General features: G+C 55.8%; 16 protein-coding genes. 4 read left to right on the top strand and 12 right to left on the bottom strand.

What is annotated here, in order from left to right; translation table 11 throughout:
* Positions 1–882, top strand: coding sequence for a polysaccharide pyruvyl transferase family protein (locus tag O2597_RS06780; protein ID WP_269523512.1), 882 nt, complete (start codon positions 1–3; stop codon positions 880–882).
* Between the two features lie 14 nt (positions 883–896).
* Positions 897–2,042, top strand: coding sequence for a glycosyltransferase family protein (locus tag O2597_RS06775; RefSeq protein WP_269523510.1), 1,146 nt, complete (start codon positions 897–899; stop codon positions 2,040–2,042).
* Here O2597_RS06775 and O2597_RS06770 read toward each other — a convergent pair.
* The 3 genes from O2597_RS06770 to O2597_RS06760 form a co-directional block, all read right to left on the bottom strand.
* Positions 2,034–3,275, bottom strand: a complete 1,242-nt coding sequence (locus O2597_RS06770; protein WP_269523508.1) for a hypothetical protein — start codon at positions 3,273–3,275, stop codon at positions 2,034–2,036. The two genes, O2597_RS06775 and O2597_RS06770, sit on opposite strands and share 9 nt — an antisense overlap.
* 71 nt (positions 3,276–3,346) lie before the next feature.
* A complete protein-coding gene (locus O2597_RS06765) occupies positions 3,347–5,104 on the bottom strand; it encodes an ABC transporter ATP-binding protein (RefSeq protein WP_269523506.1) in 1,758 nt (585 codons plus the stop codon).
* 38 nt (positions 5,105–5,142) lie between these two features.
* Entirely contained in the window at positions 5,143–7,779 is a 2,637-nt protein-coding gene (locus tag O2597_RS06760; RefSeq protein WP_269523504.1) for a glycosyltransferase, read from the bottom strand.
* Between the two features lie 286 nt (positions 7,780–8,065).
* Here O2597_RS06760 and O2597_RS06755 point away from each other — a divergent pair, with 286 nt between their 5' ends.
* The gene (locus tag O2597_RS06755; protein ID WP_269523502.1) at positions 8,066–9,190 is read left to right on the top strand and encodes a glycosyltransferase; all 1,125 of its coding nucleotides are present in this window, start codon (positions 8,066–8,068) and stop codon (positions 9,188–9,190) included.
* A 19-nt stretch (positions 9,191–9,209) separates the two neighbouring features.
* On the opposite strand, the gene O2597_RS06750 is transcribed toward O2597_RS06755, so the two are convergent.
* Positions 9,210–10,361, bottom strand: coding sequence for a response regulator (locus O2597_RS06750; protein ID WP_269523501.1), 1,152 nt, complete (start codon positions 10,359–10,361; stop codon positions 9,210–9,212).
* A gap of 252 nt (positions 10,362–10,613) precedes the next feature.
* Here O2597_RS06750 and O2597_RS06745 point away from each other — a divergent pair, with 252 nt between their 5' ends.
* Complete coding sequence (locus O2597_RS06745; protein ID WP_269523500.1) at positions 10,614–12,569, top strand: hypothetical protein; 1,956 nt, start codon at positions 10,614–10,616, stop codon at positions 12,567–12,569.
* On the opposite strand, the gene O2597_RS06740 is transcribed toward O2597_RS06745, so the two are convergent.
* From O2597_RS06740 to O2597_RS06705, 8 genes are all read right to left on the bottom strand, one after another.
* Entirely contained in the window at positions 12,566–14,419 is a 1,854-nt protein-coding gene (locus O2597_RS06740; RefSeq protein ID WP_269523499.1) for a DNA topoisomerase IV subunit B, read from the bottom strand. The two genes, O2597_RS06745 and O2597_RS06740, sit on opposite strands and share 4 nt — an antisense overlap.
* Before the next feature lie 57 nt (positions 14,420–14,476).
* Positions 14,477–14,914 carry a TA system VapC family ribonuclease toxin gene (locus tag O2597_RS06735; RefSeq protein WP_269523498.1) on the bottom strand — a complete coding sequence of 146 codons (438 nt, stop codon included), beginning with the start codon at positions 14,912–14,914 and terminating at the stop codon, positions 14,477–14,479.
* On the bottom strand, positions 14,914–15,144 hold the full coding sequence (locus tag O2597_RS06730; protein ID WP_269523497.1) for a hypothetical protein: 231 nt from the start codon (positions 15,142–15,144) through the stop codon (positions 14,914–14,916). The genes O2597_RS06735 and O2597_RS06730 overlap by 1 nt, the downstream gene beginning before the upstream one ends.
* Before the next feature lie 37 nt (positions 15,145–15,181).
* Positions 15,182–15,649, bottom strand: coding sequence for a type II toxin-antitoxin system VapC family toxin (locus tag O2597_RS06725; protein WP_269523496.1), 468 nt, complete (start codon positions 15,647–15,649; stop codon positions 15,182–15,184).
* On the bottom strand, positions 15,646–15,897 hold the full coding sequence (locus O2597_RS06720; RefSeq protein ID WP_269523495.1) for an AbrB/MazE/SpoVT family DNA-binding domain-containing protein: 252 nt from the start codon (positions 15,895–15,897) through the stop codon (positions 15,646–15,648). Before O2597_RS06720 ends, O2597_RS06725 begins: the two co-directional genes overlap by 4 nt.
* A 49-nt stretch (positions 15,898–15,946) precedes the next feature.
* Positions 15,947–16,348, bottom strand: coding sequence for a type II toxin-antitoxin system VapC family toxin (locus O2597_RS06715; protein WP_269523494.1), 402 nt, complete (start codon positions 16,346–16,348; stop codon positions 15,947–15,949).
* Positions 16,330–16,557 (bottom strand): hypothetical protein, encoded by a 228-nt coding sequence (locus O2597_RS06710; protein WP_269523493.1) that lies wholly within the window; start codon positions 16,555–16,557, stop codon positions 16,330–16,332. Before O2597_RS06710 ends, O2597_RS06715 begins: the two co-directional genes overlap by 19 nt.
* A 145-nt stretch (positions 16,558–16,702) precedes the next feature.
* The gene (locus O2597_RS06705; RefSeq protein WP_269523492.1) at positions 16,703–17,836 is read right to left on the bottom strand and encodes an SPFH domain-containing protein; all 1,134 of its coding nucleotides are present in this window, start codon (positions 17,834–17,836) and stop codon (positions 16,703–16,705) included.
* Between the last annotated feature and the right edge of the window lie 27 nt (positions 17,837–17,863).

Here is a 17,863-nt window from a genome sequence, read left to right as displayed (position 1 = left end):
ATGAGAGTTCTAGTTGCAGGTTGGTATAGTTTTGAGCTGATGGGGGCGACGGCCGGAGACTTGATCGCGCGGGATCTGGTTTGCGAATGGCTTTCACAGGCCGGGATTCCGTATGATATCGCTTTGGCAACCCCCTTCCAGGGAGGCATTGATTGGGAGTCGGTCGACCCTGCCGCTTATACCCATCTGGTATTTGTCTGTGGTCCGATTGGCAATGGCCCGCCGGTCGACCGGATGTTCGAGCGTTTCTCACACTGCCGCATGGCGGGGATTAATCTGTCGATGTTGCAGAAACTGGACGAATGGAACCCTTTCGAATTCCTTTGGGAACGCGATAGTGATTGTGCCTCGCATCCGGACGTTACTTTTATGGCGGACTATCCGCAGATTCCCGTGGTTGGCGTTCTTTTGGCGCACAAGCAACAGGAATACGGTGATCGTGCCCTGCATGATGCGGCAAATGCCGCAATCGACCGATTGCTCGCGTCGCGCGAACTTGCCGTGGTGCCGATCGATACCTGCCTGGATGTGAAAAATGCAGGTGGCTTGCGGACGCCCCATGAGATTACGACCTTGATGGCGCGGATGGATGCGGTCGTGACCACTCGACTGCATGGTATGGTCCTTGCGCTCGCCCAAGGGGTGCCGGCACTTTCGATCGATCCAATTGCCGGCGGGGCGAAGATTAAGTCGCAGCGAGATGTCATTGGTTGGCCTGTTGGCTTTGGCGCGGAAGATCTGGATGATGCGGCCTTGGTCGCGGCTTTGGATCGTTGTCTCTCGGAAGAAGGGAAGCTGCAGGCAGCTGCATGTCGAGATTGGGCGCGAAAGCTGCTGAGTGAACTGCCGACTCGATTTATCGATGCGATGCAAAAAACTTAAAAGAAAGAGTTTCCGTGGCGCGAATTCTAGTCGGCAGTTACATGATTCGTTATCCACTTGGTGGAAATCTTTCTTGGGCTCTGCAAACTCTGCTCGCGTTACATCAGCTGGGGCATGAGGTCTGGATGATTGAACGGGCGGATTATGAAAATGCCTGTTTCCGCCCGAAGCTATCTGATATGAGCGATGATCCGGCTGAAGGGATCCTTACGGTGAGTGGATTGCTGGAACGATTCGGACTCAAGGATCGATGGGTATTTCTCGGTTATACGGGAGAGTTGTACGGCGTCAGCAAGCGAAGGTTGGATGAGCTATTGGGCAGTGCAGATCTTTTTGTCGATTGTGGGACGCACGGTGCTTGGATACCATACTTAGGTGGGGACTGCCGCACAGTCCTTGTCGATGGAGAGCCCGGCATGACACAGATGCGTTGGTCGAATTTGGCGAAGGAGGGAGTGCCTGTTCCCACTTACGATTGTTACTTTACGAACGGCTCACTTCTGGGAAGCGCTGAGTGCCAAGTGCCGTCTCTCGGTATCAAATGGGAGCACGTCTTCAATCCTGTTTTGCCGAATCTCTACGAGATGACTCCATTTGCGCCGGCGAGTGCGCCGTATTCGACGGTGATGAACTGGAAGTCGCACAAGCCATTCAGTTATGCAGGGCGGGAGTATGGACAGAAGGATGTCATGTTTGAACAATTCTTTGAGTTGCCCACTCGGGTGGACGCATCTCTGGAGGTTGCGATTGCGGGTGAACCGGACCGGGAGCGTCTCGTTCGTAATCGATGGTCGATGAAAAAGGCAGCCGAAGTGACCTCAAGCTATGATGCGTATGGCGATTACATCCGTGCCTCACGTGCGGAATTCTCAGTCTGCAAGGAAGTCTTTGCCGCGGCTCGAACAGGCTGGTTTAGTGATCGAAGCGCCGCTTACCTTGCTTCCGGTCGCCCTGTTGTGGTGCAGGATACTGGAGTCAGCGAAGTGCTGCCCGTTGGCGAAGGGCTGATGACATTCAGCGATTTTGATTCGGCAGTTGCCGCGATTGAATCGATTGAGGCTGACTATGCGCGTCATGCCAAGGCGGCCCGGGAAATTGCTGTCGAATATCTGGATGGACGGAAGTTGATGAACAGGGTCGTGGAGACCGCCTTAAGATAGCGAGTCAGCGATCTTGTTCGAGTCGCTTCGCATGATGTCATCGATCATCGGTGCGATTACCTTGTCCGGGCTTAAATATTCGCGTGCGATTTCGTAGGCGAGACGTCGCTGGCGCATCGGGTCGCGCTCGATTGTTTCCATGGCCGCAATTGCTTCGTCCATTGTTGTAAAGGCAAATAATCCCGAGCCGCTGGGAACGAAGCGGGACCAGGTCGTATCCTGAACGACCGCAGGGCGCCCCGCTGCGAGGTAACAGCATGTCCGACAGGAGAACCATCCGCTCCGGCTTTGGACATAGACATTCTTGGCGATACTCCACTCGCCGTAGCTTGAAGATATAAAATCAAGGTAAGTCTCCGGGGTGATGCTCGCATGATGTGCATCGATGATACCCCAACCATGATGCTCCAAGGCCGCATGGGTCGTATCATTATTATTGCCGATTGCGAGTTTCAGCTGAGTCGAACTGTACCGGAGGGGGAGGTCGATGAACTTCTCAAATTCGACGCGCTTGTCGAAGTAATCCACACCATCGTAATGCAGCCGCTTGGGAGTTTTCTCCAGATCGAGAGTCATGACGGTCGTGTAGGCCGCATCAGCCGGAATGGGATGCTCAAGCGATTTGCTCCAGGGCTGAAGTGTGGCGATCGGTCGTGTTGTGATCCAGTCGATCCCACATTTTGGAAGCCTGCAGTCCTGGTTGTGAATATTTTCCGCGTAGGTGAGGTGGACGTTGTGCAATTCCGCGACTTCCATGTATCGCGGTGCTTGTGGGCCTTCCGAGTCTAACAGCTCTTGCAAGCCAAATTGATTATAGCCTGGATCACTGTCGAGGAACACCCGTTTGCATTGATCGGACAGGTTTGTTGGCAGTGTGCAACAGCCGGAGACATTCAGGTAGATGTCGGCAGTTTGGGCGAATTCAGCAAACGCCTCGTCCGACATGCCGAATGATTTGTCTCCCAGTAACTTATAATGCCATTTGTCGGATAATTCCGGAGCGTAGCGCTCGAAAAATGATTGGATGAATTGAGCCGCATATAAGCCATCGGAAGAGGGTTCCCGGATCGATGGATTATACGGCCATGTGTTGGTGTCCTCGTGATAGAGGACGTCGTGTCCGAGTTCGTGAAATGCGAGCACGTAATGAAAGTAATCCCATGCCACACCGCCCAGAGGAAATTGGCCGACCATGCCACCGACGATGATGCGAAGCTTCGAATGGGGGGTCATATGCTTATGCTAAAAAATGGAATACTTCTCCGGCTTGCAGTCAGTTGGAACCTAGCCTGAGGCGGTCAGAGTTACATCACGGAAGACACGGATCTTTCCCGGAGTTGACCGTCTTCCAGAGTGACCGCGATGTCACAGTTCTCCAGAGTGCTCAGTCGGTGAGCGATCATGAACGTGGTGCGTCCTTCCATGAGTCGGTTGAGGGCATCCATGATAAGTTGTTCGGTCTTCACGTCGACGGCACTGGTCGGCTCGTCCAGCACGAGGATGGGGGCGTCCATGAGAAATGCCCTTGCGAGTGAGATGCGCTGGCGCTCGCCGCCGGAGAGTCGCATGCCGCGTTCGCCGACACGGGTTTGATAACCATCCGGTAGCTTCGATACAAAGTCATGTGCGTTCGCGGCTTGGGCTGCAGCGAAGACTTCCTCGTCGGTCGCTTCGGGTTTTCCATAACGGATATTTTCAGCGATACTCTCCGCAAATAAAACCGGGTCTTGAAGCACGATGCCGAATTGGCGGCGCAGGTCGGGAATCCGGTAGTCCCTGATATCTTGACCATCCAGCTGAATTTCGCCGCTAGTGACATCGTAGAAACGCATGAGCAGGCTGATTAGGGTGGTCTTTCCTGATCCGGTTCGTCCCGCAATGCCCACTTTGGTTCCTGCCGGAATCTTGAGTGTGACGCCGGAAAATACTTCCGGACAGTCGGTGTAATGGAATGCCACCTTCTTAAATGAAATTTCACCGCGGGCTTTAGAGATCTCCTTGGCGTGGGGGCGTTCCACGACTTCGTTGGGTTCTTCCAGCAGGGCCAGAGCTCGCTCAGCACTGGCAAATTGGGTTTGCAGGACCCCGACTTGTTTACTCATTGCTTTGAGCGGGGTGTAGAGCTGCGCCGTGTAAGACATGATGAGGAGCAATTCCCCGACTTTCAAGGTGCCGTTCAGCACCTGACTTGCTCCGATAAAAAGCACAAGAGCCGTTCCCACGGCAGTGGTCATCCCCAAGGTCATCCCCATGCTGCACTCGATGGCCGTGAAGCGCATGCGCGAGGTCAGGGATTTGCGCGATTGGTTGACGAAGCGACCTTGCTCACGGTCTTCTTGGCCAAACGCTTTAACGACACGCAGTGCTCCCAGCGTCTCGGGAATGACGGAGAAGGCTTCACTTTCCAGGTTTTTCTGCCGCTTCGCATTTTCCCTTAACATGGGGCGAAATAAGTGGGTAATCCCCAAAACAAAGGGTGATACCAGCACGGAGACCAGACCGAGTCTCCAATTCAGGCTAAAGGTCACGTAAAGCATCGCAACGAGACTAAAAACTGAAGCCGCCAGCGGGATCATGCCATCGATGAGCACCCAATGCATTGCGCGCGCGTCCCATTGAATGCGATAGGTCGAGTCGGCGCTTCCTTTCCGGTCGTGGAACGAGAAAGAAAGGCGCTGGACATGCCGGAAGAGTTTGGCCCGGAAATCGAGCACGATCTTCTCTGCCAACATGGTGCGCATCATGTAATCCACGGCCCATTGCACTTGAGTCAGGAAGACGATTCCAATTACGAGAATACCCGACAAGATCAGGATGCCTGTGGGGGTCTCGGTCAGGAAATCCGGTGTGAGCAGGCCCACCCAATCCGGTAGCGGTGTCTCGCCCAGTCCCGAGTCGATCGCAATTTTCAAGGGAAGTGGCGTCAGTAGCGCGATCGGTGCGGCCAGCAGGGAAACAAAGAGAAATCCGGCGAGGCCCCAACGATAGGGCTTCACTTCCTTCAAAACCCGAAAGCAGATTTCGAGATCGCTCCTCTTTTTCTCTTTAGGTTCCGAGGTCATCTTTGATCTGTTCCTTTCTGCGAGCTCTGCGTAACCGGTTAAGCGATTGAGCTGGATTCGGTTTTAGGCTGAACGGGAGTGCCGGTCGAACTTGCGGTTTCACTCGTCGTTTGAGCCGTGGGTTCGGATACAGGTTTCGACAATCCGCAGTCCATGCTGGCCCAAGCGACGAGGCGGGAGGCGGCAGTCAAGCAACGTTTGCGGCTTTGTGTGATTCTGACCACTGCGTAGATTGCGGCAAGCACACCCAGCGCCAGGGCCCAGAGCTGCCCCGTGACGACGGCCATAAGACACCAGACGATAATGGCGAAATTGAGCGCACGCTGGAATAGGGTGGTTTGCGCCGAACAACGTGCACGCGTGAAACGCCGCGGCCAGCCGAGTTCCTCTGTCGCGACGCGAATCGTGATCGCGTGCCAGTCATCGCCCACCAGCTTCAAGTCCCATTCGGCCCAGGCATCGTCGAAGTCACCGGCCCAGTTGGACTCTTCGGCCTTGCGCACGATTTCGGGCAGCAAGACCTCGCGTCCCTTTTCTGAGCTTGAATCCCAGTAGAGGTCTAAGATCTTCGAGGAAATTGGTTTGGTTTCTGCCTCGTGGTTGAGCGCTTCGATCTCAGGATGGGTTTTGTTGCGTAACCGGTGGGTCAGTCGTGTCCAACCCCGCCAAATGGGCTGCATGAAATAGAGGTAGGCCACGAGGGGCCGGCACCAACGGGGTGCGTTGCGGGGGAGGGGCGCATTGACGGCGGAGCGGACGGCCAGCCCGATGGTGCAGGCCCACATGCCCAGGCTCGCAAAGGCCAGAGGCCAATAGAGCACAGCCAGGCCCAGTACAAAGATCGCGATCAGGTGCCATTCCAGACTCATTAACATCCACGAGGAACTGTAGTTATTGTGCCGGTAGATGACTTGAAACAGCCCGCTACCAAAGTGCCCGTGGTAGATACGCTGCGCGGTGAGAGGCAGGCCAACGGCGCCGTCGCCGTAAATCACGCCCTTCCAGCGACTATAGCCGTAGCCAAAGCGCTGCGGGTGTTTGAACTGCACCATCGATTCGCTGCGGCCGTAGCCCTTTTGTTGTTTTGCATAGGCTTTGACGGACGCGCGCCGGTGGTGCCAGACCATGGCACCGGATGCGTAGCCGATTTTGTACCCGGCATCAAGGAGACGCCAACACATGTCGACATCATCACCCGCAACCCGGTATTGAGCGTCGAAGCCTCCTAGTCCCAAAAGAATGTCACGTCGGAAAGCCATATTGCAGCCGGGAATGTGCTCGGCATAATGGTCGTCCAGCATCACATGGCTGGGATTGCCCGGACTGGCGGCGGCACAGCGTGCGGGCCAACCGTCGGAGTCCGGGGTAATGTTGGGGCCGCCGATCGCTTCAACCGCCTGGTCTTTCATTCCGAGAACGAGATAATGCAGCCAGTGCTCATCGATCACGCAGTCGTCGTCGGTATAGGCCACGATTTCGCCGGTGGCGAGTTCCGCACCTTTGTTCCGCGCCACACTCAGGCCCTTGTTGACCTGTTCGAAGTAACGGACCCGTGGAAAACGCTGGGCGATCTCTCCGGTCGAATCGGTGGAGCCATCATTGACCACGATCACTTCGTAGTCCGGATACTCCAGTTTCATGAGCGACTCGAGACAGCCTTCCAAGGTGCGGGAACCGTTGTAGGAACAGACGACAACGGACACCCGGGGAAGCTCGTGTGGGTCGTAGATGCAGTCCGGGACGGCTTTCCATATCTCCCGGAGGGCCTTGGCAGCCGGCTTTTCGCTGCGATCGGAGTGCGTCACGCCAAAAAACCAATCGGTGATCTGGTGGCCCCCGGTGAACCAGTCGTCCGTATAGGCGAAGACGACGGAACCGGAGAGTCCGTGCCGGTAGACCCGCTTGAGGTGGCGGATCAGGATTTCGGCTTGTTCCTCTTTCCCCTCGCGCGAGGAATCGATGCCATACTCACCCAGGACCAAGGGCTTGTCGCCGGCCAAATGCTGGAGCCGGTCCAGATAGCGGCCGAATTTTATCTCGTCGTGGACATACACGTTGAAGCAGGTGAAGTCGCAGCCCTGTACCTCAAGGAACTCGGTTGTCGGATAATTGACGAAGGTAACCAGACATTCCGGCGCCTCGTTCTTGGCGATGGTGAGCAATTCCTCGACAAATTTTTCGACGCGACGGCGTCCCTGATAGCGCACGGCATCGACCGGGAACTCATTGACCACACTGATCGCCAGGACCGCCGGGTGGCCACCGAGCTCGCGTGCGGTTTTGCGGATGGTGTCTCTGGCACGCTCCATGGCGTACCAATCATCCAGAAAACAACGATGCTTTTCCCAAGGCACATCAATAAAGACCATCAAGTCCTGTTTGAGCGCCTCGTCGAGGAACCAGACCGGCGGAGGGAAATACACGCGCACGGTGTTGGCACCCAATTCCCGGATCTGGGCGAAATCGCGCGCGACTTGCTCCGGTTCGGGGAGGGATTCACCCGCTTGGTTTGGAGCAAAAGGTCCGTAGGAAAAACCTTTGACGTAGAATTTTTGCTTGCCTCGGCGCAGGTATTTTCCGGCGGCTACGACGCGTATTGAGGTTTCGCGAGTCGCATCTGATGCATTGGGTTGAGCGAGTCCCGCGGCAGGTTTGGCGGTGAGAGTGGTAGTCATGATAACTCAGTTAGTATACTGCTAGCCCCGACATTCGTCTGGGTTGCATTTAGCAGTTTAAATGCCCATTTAAGTGTCATTTCGATTTCACAAATTTGCAAGACCTTACGCGCCCGATTGCTCGGATTGAGTGCTCGAGCCTTGGGCGGTCCCAGCTATCCGAGGGAGTTTTTATTCTTGATATTGAAATGATTCTAGTTTCGTTAGGAGATATAGTTCTCCGGCGATTTAGGATTCAGCATTGAACAAGTTGAATGAAGTCCCATCGATGAGTATCACTGTATGCATGTCCGCAAGTGCATGTCGCACCCATTCAGGTGGACTGGCGTGGATGTATCTATCCTGGGCACAAGGTTTGGATGCAATTGGATGCAATGTCATATGGATGGAGGCGGAGCGATTCGACCCCAGTCTCTCAGAGGACGAAATCGGTCGTGCCGTGGCGGAAATTCGAGAATTTCTCATTAGTCATGGACTGCGGTCTCCACAGGTTGCTCTTGCGTCAAATACTGGCGCAGCATTACCTTGGGATGATAGCGGGCATTATCTCACACTGGATGAGGCCGCAGCACAATCCGACCTCTTCTTTAATGCTGCGTATCATGAAAGTCCGAACGTCATTAACCGTTTTCGACGCAGTGCGTTTTTTGATGGAGACCCAGGTGTGATGCAACTGTGGCTTAGCCGGGGCGATTTGGTGGTAGCCCCGCACGATATCTATTTTACCGTTGGTGAAACAGTCGGAAAGCCAGGCTGTAAAATTCCAGATGCGGGCTTGGAGTGGCATTTTATGCCGCCCGCGGTGTATCTTCCTTCCTGGCCGGTGGTTCCTGCTCCAGTTGGCGGGCATTACACCACGGTATCCAATTGGTGGTCCCGTGAATGGATCGAATGGGATGGTAAATTCTTGAGTAATGAAAAGCGAACGGCGTTTCTTGAATATATTCAAGTGCCGAAGGAAACGAGTGCGTCGCTTGAGTTATCGCTGACATTAGGCGACTCTGACCATGAAGATGTCGCCCGGTTCGAAGCCAATTGTTGGAATATTCGGCCTATCATTTCGAAAGACTGGACACCGGCGGCGTATCACCGCTATGTGCAGCAATCCCGCGGTGAATTCAGTTGTGCCAAACCGTTTTATGTTCTGCTCGATACGGCTTGGATTGCTGACCGGACACTGCACTACATGGCTAGCGGACGACCCGCCGTTTTGCAGGACACCGGGCCAAGTTCCTTATTGCCGGGGGACGAAGGGGTGATTCGTTTCCGTTCGCCTTCGGAAGCTGCGAAGGCCCTTGAGGCGGTTGAAGCCGATTATGATCGGCACAGCCGCCGTGCCCGGCAACTCGTCGAGGAACATTTCGATGCGACGAAACTCGCTAAGCGAATGCTTGAACGGGCTTTGTCGTAAGCCTCGTTTCGAAGCGGTATTAGGTGCCGAAGCGTTCCGTTTGAAGGAAGAACTCGGAAGCATCAAGCGCCATGATTTCGGCGGTTTGGCTGGCTTCCTTGCCCGTGGTCGATTCTTCGATCAGGGCGTGCAGGCAATCGCTCAGGAGGATCCGTGGTCTGGCCTGCAGAGTGTCATAGACCGCATCGATACTTGAGGGCAAGGTTGCGCTTTCAGGTAAGCCGAACTGCACGAGCTGGGTGGCGATGTGGCGTAGCACGGTTTTGAGGTCGTCGAGCCGCTGGGCAAAATTATGCAGGTTCAGCGTCCATTGGGCGAATTGCATGTAGAGGAGGAGGTAGATGTCCCCGTTGCGGTGTCCCATGTCGAGGGAGGCCACCAGACGGACGTTGTTGAAGTACTCTTTGAAATTGTGGGCGAGCTTCTGCTGGAAGGCTTTGTCCATGGTCTGAATATCGCGCAGGAAGAGCGTGCCCCCGCAGGCATCGTTCAGGGCGGCGTCCAGTATATCCGAAATTTCCTGCCCGGATTCATCCTTCTGACCGGGCAAAGGAAGCCGTTTACAATCCAATTCCACGTATTCCTGCTCCCTTAGGTGTCCCGCTCGGTGTAGGTGACGTGCGATGAGGCTACAGGCCATACTGTCGTCGCTTTCGATCATGAACGGGGTCTCGTACTGCTGATCCAGGGCCAGGCGTATTAATTTGCGGTAATTCAGGGCATCCTGCGAGCGGCCGAGCAGGGGCAGGCAGGTTTCAAGGCGGTCGGTCGGATGACCGTGGTGTCGGTTCGGGGTATTGTATTCCATTTCGGTCAGGGGGATGTCTTTGAAAAGGGTATTCTGGATCGAGTGCATGATCTGCTGGATCTTCACCGGCTTCACGAACAGTTCGCAGTTTTCGGTGACTCTGGCGAACTCCCGGATTGCTTTGTCAGGGAAGCCTGTAAACAGCATGCAGGGGACTTCCGGGGCCAGCTCGCGGATTCGACGGATGACTGCAATCCCGTCTTCCGGTTCCATCTTGTAGTCCGACATGACCAGGGCATGGCGGGTCGGATCGAAGTGTTCCAAGGCTTCGCGTCCGGAACTGACGCAGTCGAGTTCGCAGGGCAGATGTCCGCAGGCTAGATTGAACAGTTCGAGACAGCTTTTGCTGTCGTCGATGATCAAGAGCGTTTTTTTTTTTCATGGCTACGTTAGCTCATAACGTAACTGAGCGAGGTATAAACTTAGCATTTTTTTTACTGTCCGGTCAATTGCAAAAGCAGATCAGCCGCTCGTTTCATCGTCTTTACCATTATACCACATCGAATCGGGACATCGGCGCGAGTCGCTGTACGGGCTAGGGGGGAGGGTGATTTTTAGTTCGTAGTCAAACCTGTATCTCGTACCGTGAGTTTTTTCTGTTGGTTCCCTGTTTGTATGAAACAATCCCTTCATTCTTCTGCCCTACTGGGCGTTCTCTGTGCTGCTTTTCTTGCCTCCTCGCTCTGTGCGGAAACGGCGACGAAATCCGCGGAGGCCTTGTGCCGGGATTTAATACAGTCCCTCAACCTGCGCGAGCCTCAGGCTTCCGGAAATCAGGATTCCCCGCCAGCACTTCGTCGGCCGGCGGCGATCAGCAGTCTGCGGACGGAACTCGAGCAGCGGGTGCTTCCGGATATCCTCAAGGAGGAGTGGAATCAGCCCCGGCTCGTTCTGCAACGGCAGTTGTCGAACCTGAACGACGCCGAATTTCGTGACGCGGTGCAGGCCTTGCTGGATAAGGTTCTTGAGGAAAAGCAGGCTCAGAAAGACCGTTTGATCGAGCGCTTCAAGGCCTTTGAGGCGCAGGTGGCCGCCGGACTCATGGACTATACCGAGGCGGACGAATTGGACGGGCCCATTCAGAAGGTGAACCTTTTGGAGCAGGCAATCGCACGCGTTCCCTATTGGGATTCCGGGGAGCGGCCCGACTCCAGCCGCATGCGGGACCTGTTGATGAATTGGCAGGAGTATCTGTATTACCGCAGTCGTGGTGACATTGCTGAAGTCAAAAACAGGTTGAAACGGTTGGAAAACCTACTTGGCCGCTATCCTCTGATTGCCCGGTCCCAGATCCTGGCCCTGCGGGAAAGGGCCGGTCCGGACCAGCTTGAGAATGAAATCTTCAAGGCGCTGGATACCTGCCTTGCTGAGATGGACGGACCTGAGTCCTATCCCCAAGTCCTGGATGCCTTGCAGCAGTTGTACAAGCAAAGTGAGCGCAACCACAAAGTGTCTTCCTATCTTTCCGTGACCAAAGCCTTTGTTGAAGCCAGGCAGGCGATTGAGGCCAAGAATCCGGAGGCGGCGTTTTCGAAACTGAACGGGACCCGACATGCCGCGGGCTATGGCAACGATCCGGTTCTCGTCCGCGAACGAAGTCGATTGATCCTTGAGGCCTTGGCCATCGGCTTGGAGCCGGAGCTGCGGCCGAAAGCCGATGAATCCATTGCCCTCTATGTAGATCGTGTGGCATCCGCCTTGGGGGGCCAAGCGGCATGGTCTGAACTGTGGCGGTTTTTAGACCGTGTTCAATTGAGTCAGGAATTCATAAACGCTTCGTGGGTCTATAACGAGCGTCGCTTGACGGCCTCGCTGGTGGCCGGTTTGCGTTATGAAGGGATCGGCCAGATGGAGAGCGCTTATCAGTTCTATGCCTCGGTGATCAAACAAGTGTGCCGATTCAACCAGGCGAAGGGCGCTTCGGATGGCATCCAGCGACTGACTGCTCAAGATCCGGAGCTTCCATTCCGAGCAAAGCAGCAGCAGGAACAATTGGATGCCATCCGCGATATGGCCAAGGAAGCCATGCAGCGTAGCCCGGGGCAGCTTCCCCCGCATCTAATGGAGGTCAATGCATTGGAAAAGTGGATCGAATCGACCGCGCGGGAGGTGCTGGCAAAGGAGTTGGCGCCTTCCATGCCAGAGGCGGATCCTTTTGTTCAAGAAAACGTGAGAACTGCGTCGTCTCCGGCAACCGCAACCCGCTTTGAACTGAGCTATTTGGACGATGCTGAGAATGAGGTCACTGCTGTATTTGGCGAGATGACGCAGGATGCCACCCCGAGCCTACGATTGATTCAGCGTCCGCACCTCGATCTGGATCAGGTCCAGTCGATTGAAATTTTAAACACGGTGCCGCTGGAGGTCCTTAAGAACTGGCCGAGCCGCTTTGCCAGCCGCAGTGAAGTGCCCCGCACGAAATTGAAGATCCATCTGCGCGACGGTACGCTGGTCGAGGACGAGATGTACAGCACCTTGTACCTGAGTTTCCGGGACGCGACCAGCAAGCAGCGGATCAAGCTGCACCCTTGCCGGATCTTGAGCGTCAAGCGTGTGCCCCTGCAGGACTAAGCGCTGATCGGTTCGGCCTCGTCCTTCTCGATCTTCAGGTTTTCGATGATGAATTCCTGACGTTCGGGCGTGTTCTTGCCCATGTAGAAGGTCAGCAGGTCCTTGGTGGTCATGCCCTTCGGGATGATGACCGGGTCCAGGCGAATGTTTTTGCCGATAAAGTGGCTGAATTCGTCGGGCGAGATCTCGCCCAGCCCTTTGAAGCGGGTGATCTCGGGCTTCGGGCCGCACTCCTGAATCGCCTTCTGGCGCTCCTCATCGGAGTAGCAGTAGCGGGTGATCTTTTTGTTGCGGACACGGAAGAGGGGGGTCTGAAGGATGTGCAGATGCCCCTGCTTGATCAGTTCCGGGAAGAACTGCAGGAAGAAGGTGATGAGCAGGAGGCGGATGTGCATGCCGTCCACGTCGGCATCGGTGGCGATCACGACGTTGTTGTAGCGCAGCCCGTCGAGCCCGTCCTCGATGTTGAGGGCATCCTGCAGCAAATTGAACTCCTCGTTCTCGTAGACCACCTTCTTGGTCAGGCCAAAGGAATTGAGCGGTTTGCCCTTGAGCGAGAAGACCGCCTGCGAATTCACGTCGCGGGCCTTGGTGATGGAACCGGAGGCGGAGTCACCCTCGGTAATGAAGAGGGTGGAATCGAGGCGGCCGTTCTTATTGGTGTCGAGGTGAACCCGGCAGTCCCGCAGCTTCTTGTTGTGGACCTTCGCCTTGCGGGCGCGTTCGCGGGCGAGCTTCTGGATGCCCTTGAGTTCCTTGCGGTTGCGCTCGGAATCCTGGATCTTGCCCAGCAGTACCTTGGCCGCTTCCGGATTGCGGTGCAGGTAGTTGTCCAGTGCCTGCTTGATGAAATTGTTCATGAAGGTCCGCACGGTCGGCCCATTGGGCCCCATGTCCTGCGAGCCCAACTTCGTCTTGGTCTGGGACTCGAAGACCGGATCCTCGACCTTGACGCTGACTGCGGCACAGATGGAGGTGCGGATGTCGACGGCGTCGAAGTCTTTCTTGTAGAAGTCCTTGATCGTCTTGGCCAGGGCTTCCCGGAAGGCATTCAGGTGGGTGCCCCCCATTGTGGTGTGCTGGCCGTTGACGAAGGAGTAGTAGTCTTCGCCGTAGGATTCGTTATGGGTAAAGGCGATTTCGATATCCTTGTCCGCGAGGTGGATGATCGGGTAGAGCGGGTCGCCATCCAGCTTGTTTTCCAGCAGGTCGCGCAGACCGTTCTCGGATTTGAACTTCTTGCCGTTGTAGACGATGGTCAGCCCGCTGTTCAGATAGGCGTAGTTCCAGAGCATGTCCTCCACGTAGTCCTCGCGGAAGCGGCACTTGCCGAAAATCTCCGGGTCCGGATCGAAGCGCAGGGCGGTGCCGTTCTTGGCATTCGCGACGGATTTGTCCTTCTTGTCCTCGGTCGTGACTTCGCCGCGCACGAACTCGACCGCACGGGTCCTGCCCTCGCGGAAGGCCTCGATCTTGAATTCGGAGGAGAGGGCGTTGACCGCCTTGATCCCCACGCCGTTCAGGCCGACCGATTTCTTGAAGGCCTCGGAGTCGTATTTCGCACCGGTATTGATCTTGGAGGCGCAGTCCTTGAGCTTGCCGAGCGGGATGCCGCGTCCGAAGTCGCGCACGGATACGTGGGTGCCGTCGATATTGACCTCGATGATCTTGCCGTGGCCCATGACAAACTCGTCGATCGAGTTGTCGATGACCTCTTTGAGCAGGATGTAGATGCCGTCGTCGGGCGAGGAGCCGTCGCCCAGTTTCCCGATATACATGCCGGGGCGCAGGCGGATGTGTTCTTTCCAGTCGAGTGACTTGATGTTATCTTCGGTATAATCGGCGGACATTTAAAGAGTGAAAGTGAAGGTGAAGGTGAGGGGAGAGTTTGAAAGTGGGAAAGTGCTCTATTCGATGACGAATAAATTTTTTGGTGAGGCGGCGGGCACGGCCTTGCGGTTGACGCTCTCGTCGAAGGTCGCCAGACAGGCTTCGTGCGCCGTCGCGAGTCCGAGTAGGTAGATGTCGGTGATCTGTTTCGAGCCTAGAATGTAATCCGTCCTGAAAATCGATTCGTCGGCGAGACTGAGGCGGTCTTCAAAAAAGCGATGATCCTGTGCGGCAATAAAATTCTTCAAGCGCCGAATGACTTCGGCCGGTGCCAGGCGGATCTGCTTGCTGTAGCCGGGGTTCGTCAAGATCCGGACCAAGCCGTTTTCGGTCAGCGGGCAGGTGGCGATGCCTTCCGCTGCTTGCGATTCAAGCCAAGCGTGCGCCCGGTCGTTGAAGATATGGTCGGCGTCGAATAGGGCGATTAAGACGTTAACATCCAGCAAGGCGCGCATCAAATCCCTTCCTCATCCATGAGTGCCTGCACCTGATCGAGCGTGACCGGTTCCCCGCGCGCAGGCAGCATTTCGATACCGTTGCGCATCGTTGAACCGGGCTTCGATCCCGGACTCAAGCCACGACGAGCCAGCCGCGAAAGGACCCGCCCCGTCGTCGTATGCTCACGGGCCGCAATCTCTTTGGCGGCTTTGAGCACATCCGCTTCAATATCAAGGGTGGTGCGCATGCATCTGATGTAATCGCATCAGATGCGATTTGGCAAGTCATGAATTTGAATCGAGGCCAGTTAGATATTCCTTCGCCGTGCACACGGGTAGGCCTCGTTTCAAGAAATTTAGGAAGTGTTTTTTGTTTTCGGTGACGATGACGGATGCTTTCGCATCGAGGGCGACGCGTCCAATATGAAAGTCGTAAATCCGGCCTCCCGAAACCGGTTGCTTTGCCGCCTCGATCAATAAGTTGGCGCTGGGTGCCTGCACTCCAACGACTTGCATCCGGTCGAAAATTTCCTTGTGAACCAATTCGGCGGCGAGTTCCGGTGTGAGGCGGTATTCTTCCGGCAACCGCGTTGTCACCGAATAAAATTCCAGACAGCAGTGCCAGGCCGTAAAGGCTTTAGGGATACTGCCTTCGGCGAGCCGGTCTAGCATCTCGATCGAGCTCTCGGATTGAGGTCCGAAGTCGATGAGACCACCTATCAGAATACTGGTGTCGAGAAAAGGCGCGTTCATCCGGGCCAGCGATTGCGTTCCTCTTCGACTTGTGCCGCGATGTCGATCCCTTTGGTCGATGGGCGGGTGGGACGAGCAATGAGCCGGTTGCCCCGTTTTTCGATTTGTGGTGGGGGCACGTCCCGACTGAGGTGGATGGCTCCGTTTTCAAAGCTGACGGCGATGGGGGTTCCCGGTGTCAATCCCGCTCGCCGACGCAGGTCTGCCGGGATGACAACTCTTCCGGCTTTATCGATGGTAATCGGCATGGTAGATAATATGGTAGACTATGTGCCATTAGTCAAACCGGAACCTGGCTTACCAGATTACCTCGACGCAGCCGGATTCTGTGATCAAGCGGTCTTTCGTGATGAGTGGCAACTGATGGTGTCGGGCGGTCGCGACGATGATTCGATCAAACGGGTCGGATTGATCCAGCGGCAGAGTGTAGGCGCTCGCGGCGATGCTGGCATTGATCCGTAGAACGTTAAAATTCATCTCGGCGAGCTCCAGCGTTTTCGCAAGGGGGTGTTTGGAGGGAATGCGGCCTTTGTGCCATAGCATCGCAATTTCCAGCAGACTGACATCTGCAATACCGAGTTCGTTGCGTGCACAGTTTTGGATACAGTCGAGGGCTCTCGGGCTCAACCGACTATCATTTTCGGCAATCCAGATGAGTGCGTGCGTGTCCAGTAAAGCCTTCACAGAGAGGGCTTCCACTCATCGTCCGTAGTTGTGGGGCCGACAATATCATCCGAAACATAGCCGAAGCACCCCTGCATGCAGCCCAGAAGGCTGCCGCCTTTCGGTTTTTCAGCGGTGATCCGCAGGTCGCCCTCGCGGGTGTGGACGATGACATCTTCGCCCGATAAAACAGCTCGCCGGACTTTGGGGAACTCCCGCAGGAGGGTGCTGACGTTGGTTTCCATGGCTTTAATTTGTCAAATAATTTGTCAAATGTCAATGCGCGGTGCCTCTCTAGACCCAACACAGGGTGGATAGAAGCCGCTGTCGCGTCTTCTCTACGGGAGTTCTCTGGCTAAGACACACCAGAGTCGAGGTGAGGATCGAGGCTTACTCGTCGGCATTGGCACCGACTTTCTCAAGTACGCTTTCGACGTCGAGGAAGTCATTGCTCTGGGTGGAAACGGTGATGTCGCCGAGCTTGAGCTGTTGGACGATTTCGAAAGCCACCAGGTTTTCACCGCCCGGGGTGTTCAAGGCGGTGGCCTTGAGGCGTTCGCCTTCGGCCTGTGCTTCCTTCTCGAGCAGAGTGCCCTTTGCCTCGAGTTCGGCCTTGTAGAGGTCGGCATCGGCCTTGAGCTTGGCGGCGGCGAGACGGGCGTCGGCGTTGATCTGGGCGATTTCCTTGTCGGTCTCGGCCTTCATGGTCAACTGCTTGGCCTTCAATTCCTGCTCGATCACGCGGACCTTGGCTTCGGTTTCGGCGGCGATCCGGTTGGTCTCACCCTTCTTTTCCTCGGCCAGAGCGCGTGACTTGTTCAGCTCGACGTCCTGGTCGGCCAGTTTCTTGTCCAGAATCTTACGCTCGTAGGAAGGGTCGAAGGCGATGTCACGGATCAGGATGTCGATCAGGTCGATACTGCTTTCGGCAAGCTCGCTTTTGAGTTGCTTGGTGGCTTCGGTTGTTTTGACCCGGCGCACATCCGGCGCATAGAACTGCTCGGTCAGCATGGTACCGAAGACATCGCGGATGGTCTTTTGCACTTGGTCACGGACGATGCCCTTGTAGCGCAGTTCGGAGCCGAGCTTTTGATAGAGCTTATGCACCTCACCGGGGCTGACACGGTATTTCACCGTGACGTCGAGGCGCACGGTGTAGCCGTCCTTCGACTTCAATTCCACCTGGCCGGGGCCGCCCACGGGCGTGGAGTCGAGGTAGCGCTGCGAAGTGGAGGAGAGGCGGCTGAAAATACTCTTGGTTTCCTGCCGTTCCTGCTCGGTGGTGAACTCGGTGGTCTGGACGGTGGAGTCGAAGACGTTCCAGGTGTCGAGCAGCGGGATGTCCCGGTGCCAGCCGGGGCCGTAGTCCGCTTCGACCACGCCTTTCGCTCCGAAGACGGCATACTGCTGGGTACGGACCCCGGTCTCACCGAGGTCGATGCGGATGAAGAGGAACTTGGCGGCGATGAAAATACCGGCAACGGTCAGAACGATGAGAAGAGAAAGAAGTTTAATAAATTTCATGATGCTAACTGGGTCGGGAGTGTGTGA

It is taken from the genome of Coraliomargarita parva (assembly GCF_027257905.1).
Taxonomy (GTDB): Bacteria; Verrucomicrobiota; Verrucomicrobiia; order Opitutales; family Coraliomargaritaceae; genus Coraliomargarita_A; species Coraliomargarita_A parva.
The sequence above is the reverse complement of the archived record's forward strand: the minus strand, read 5'-3'. Positions and strand labels throughout refer to the sequence as shown.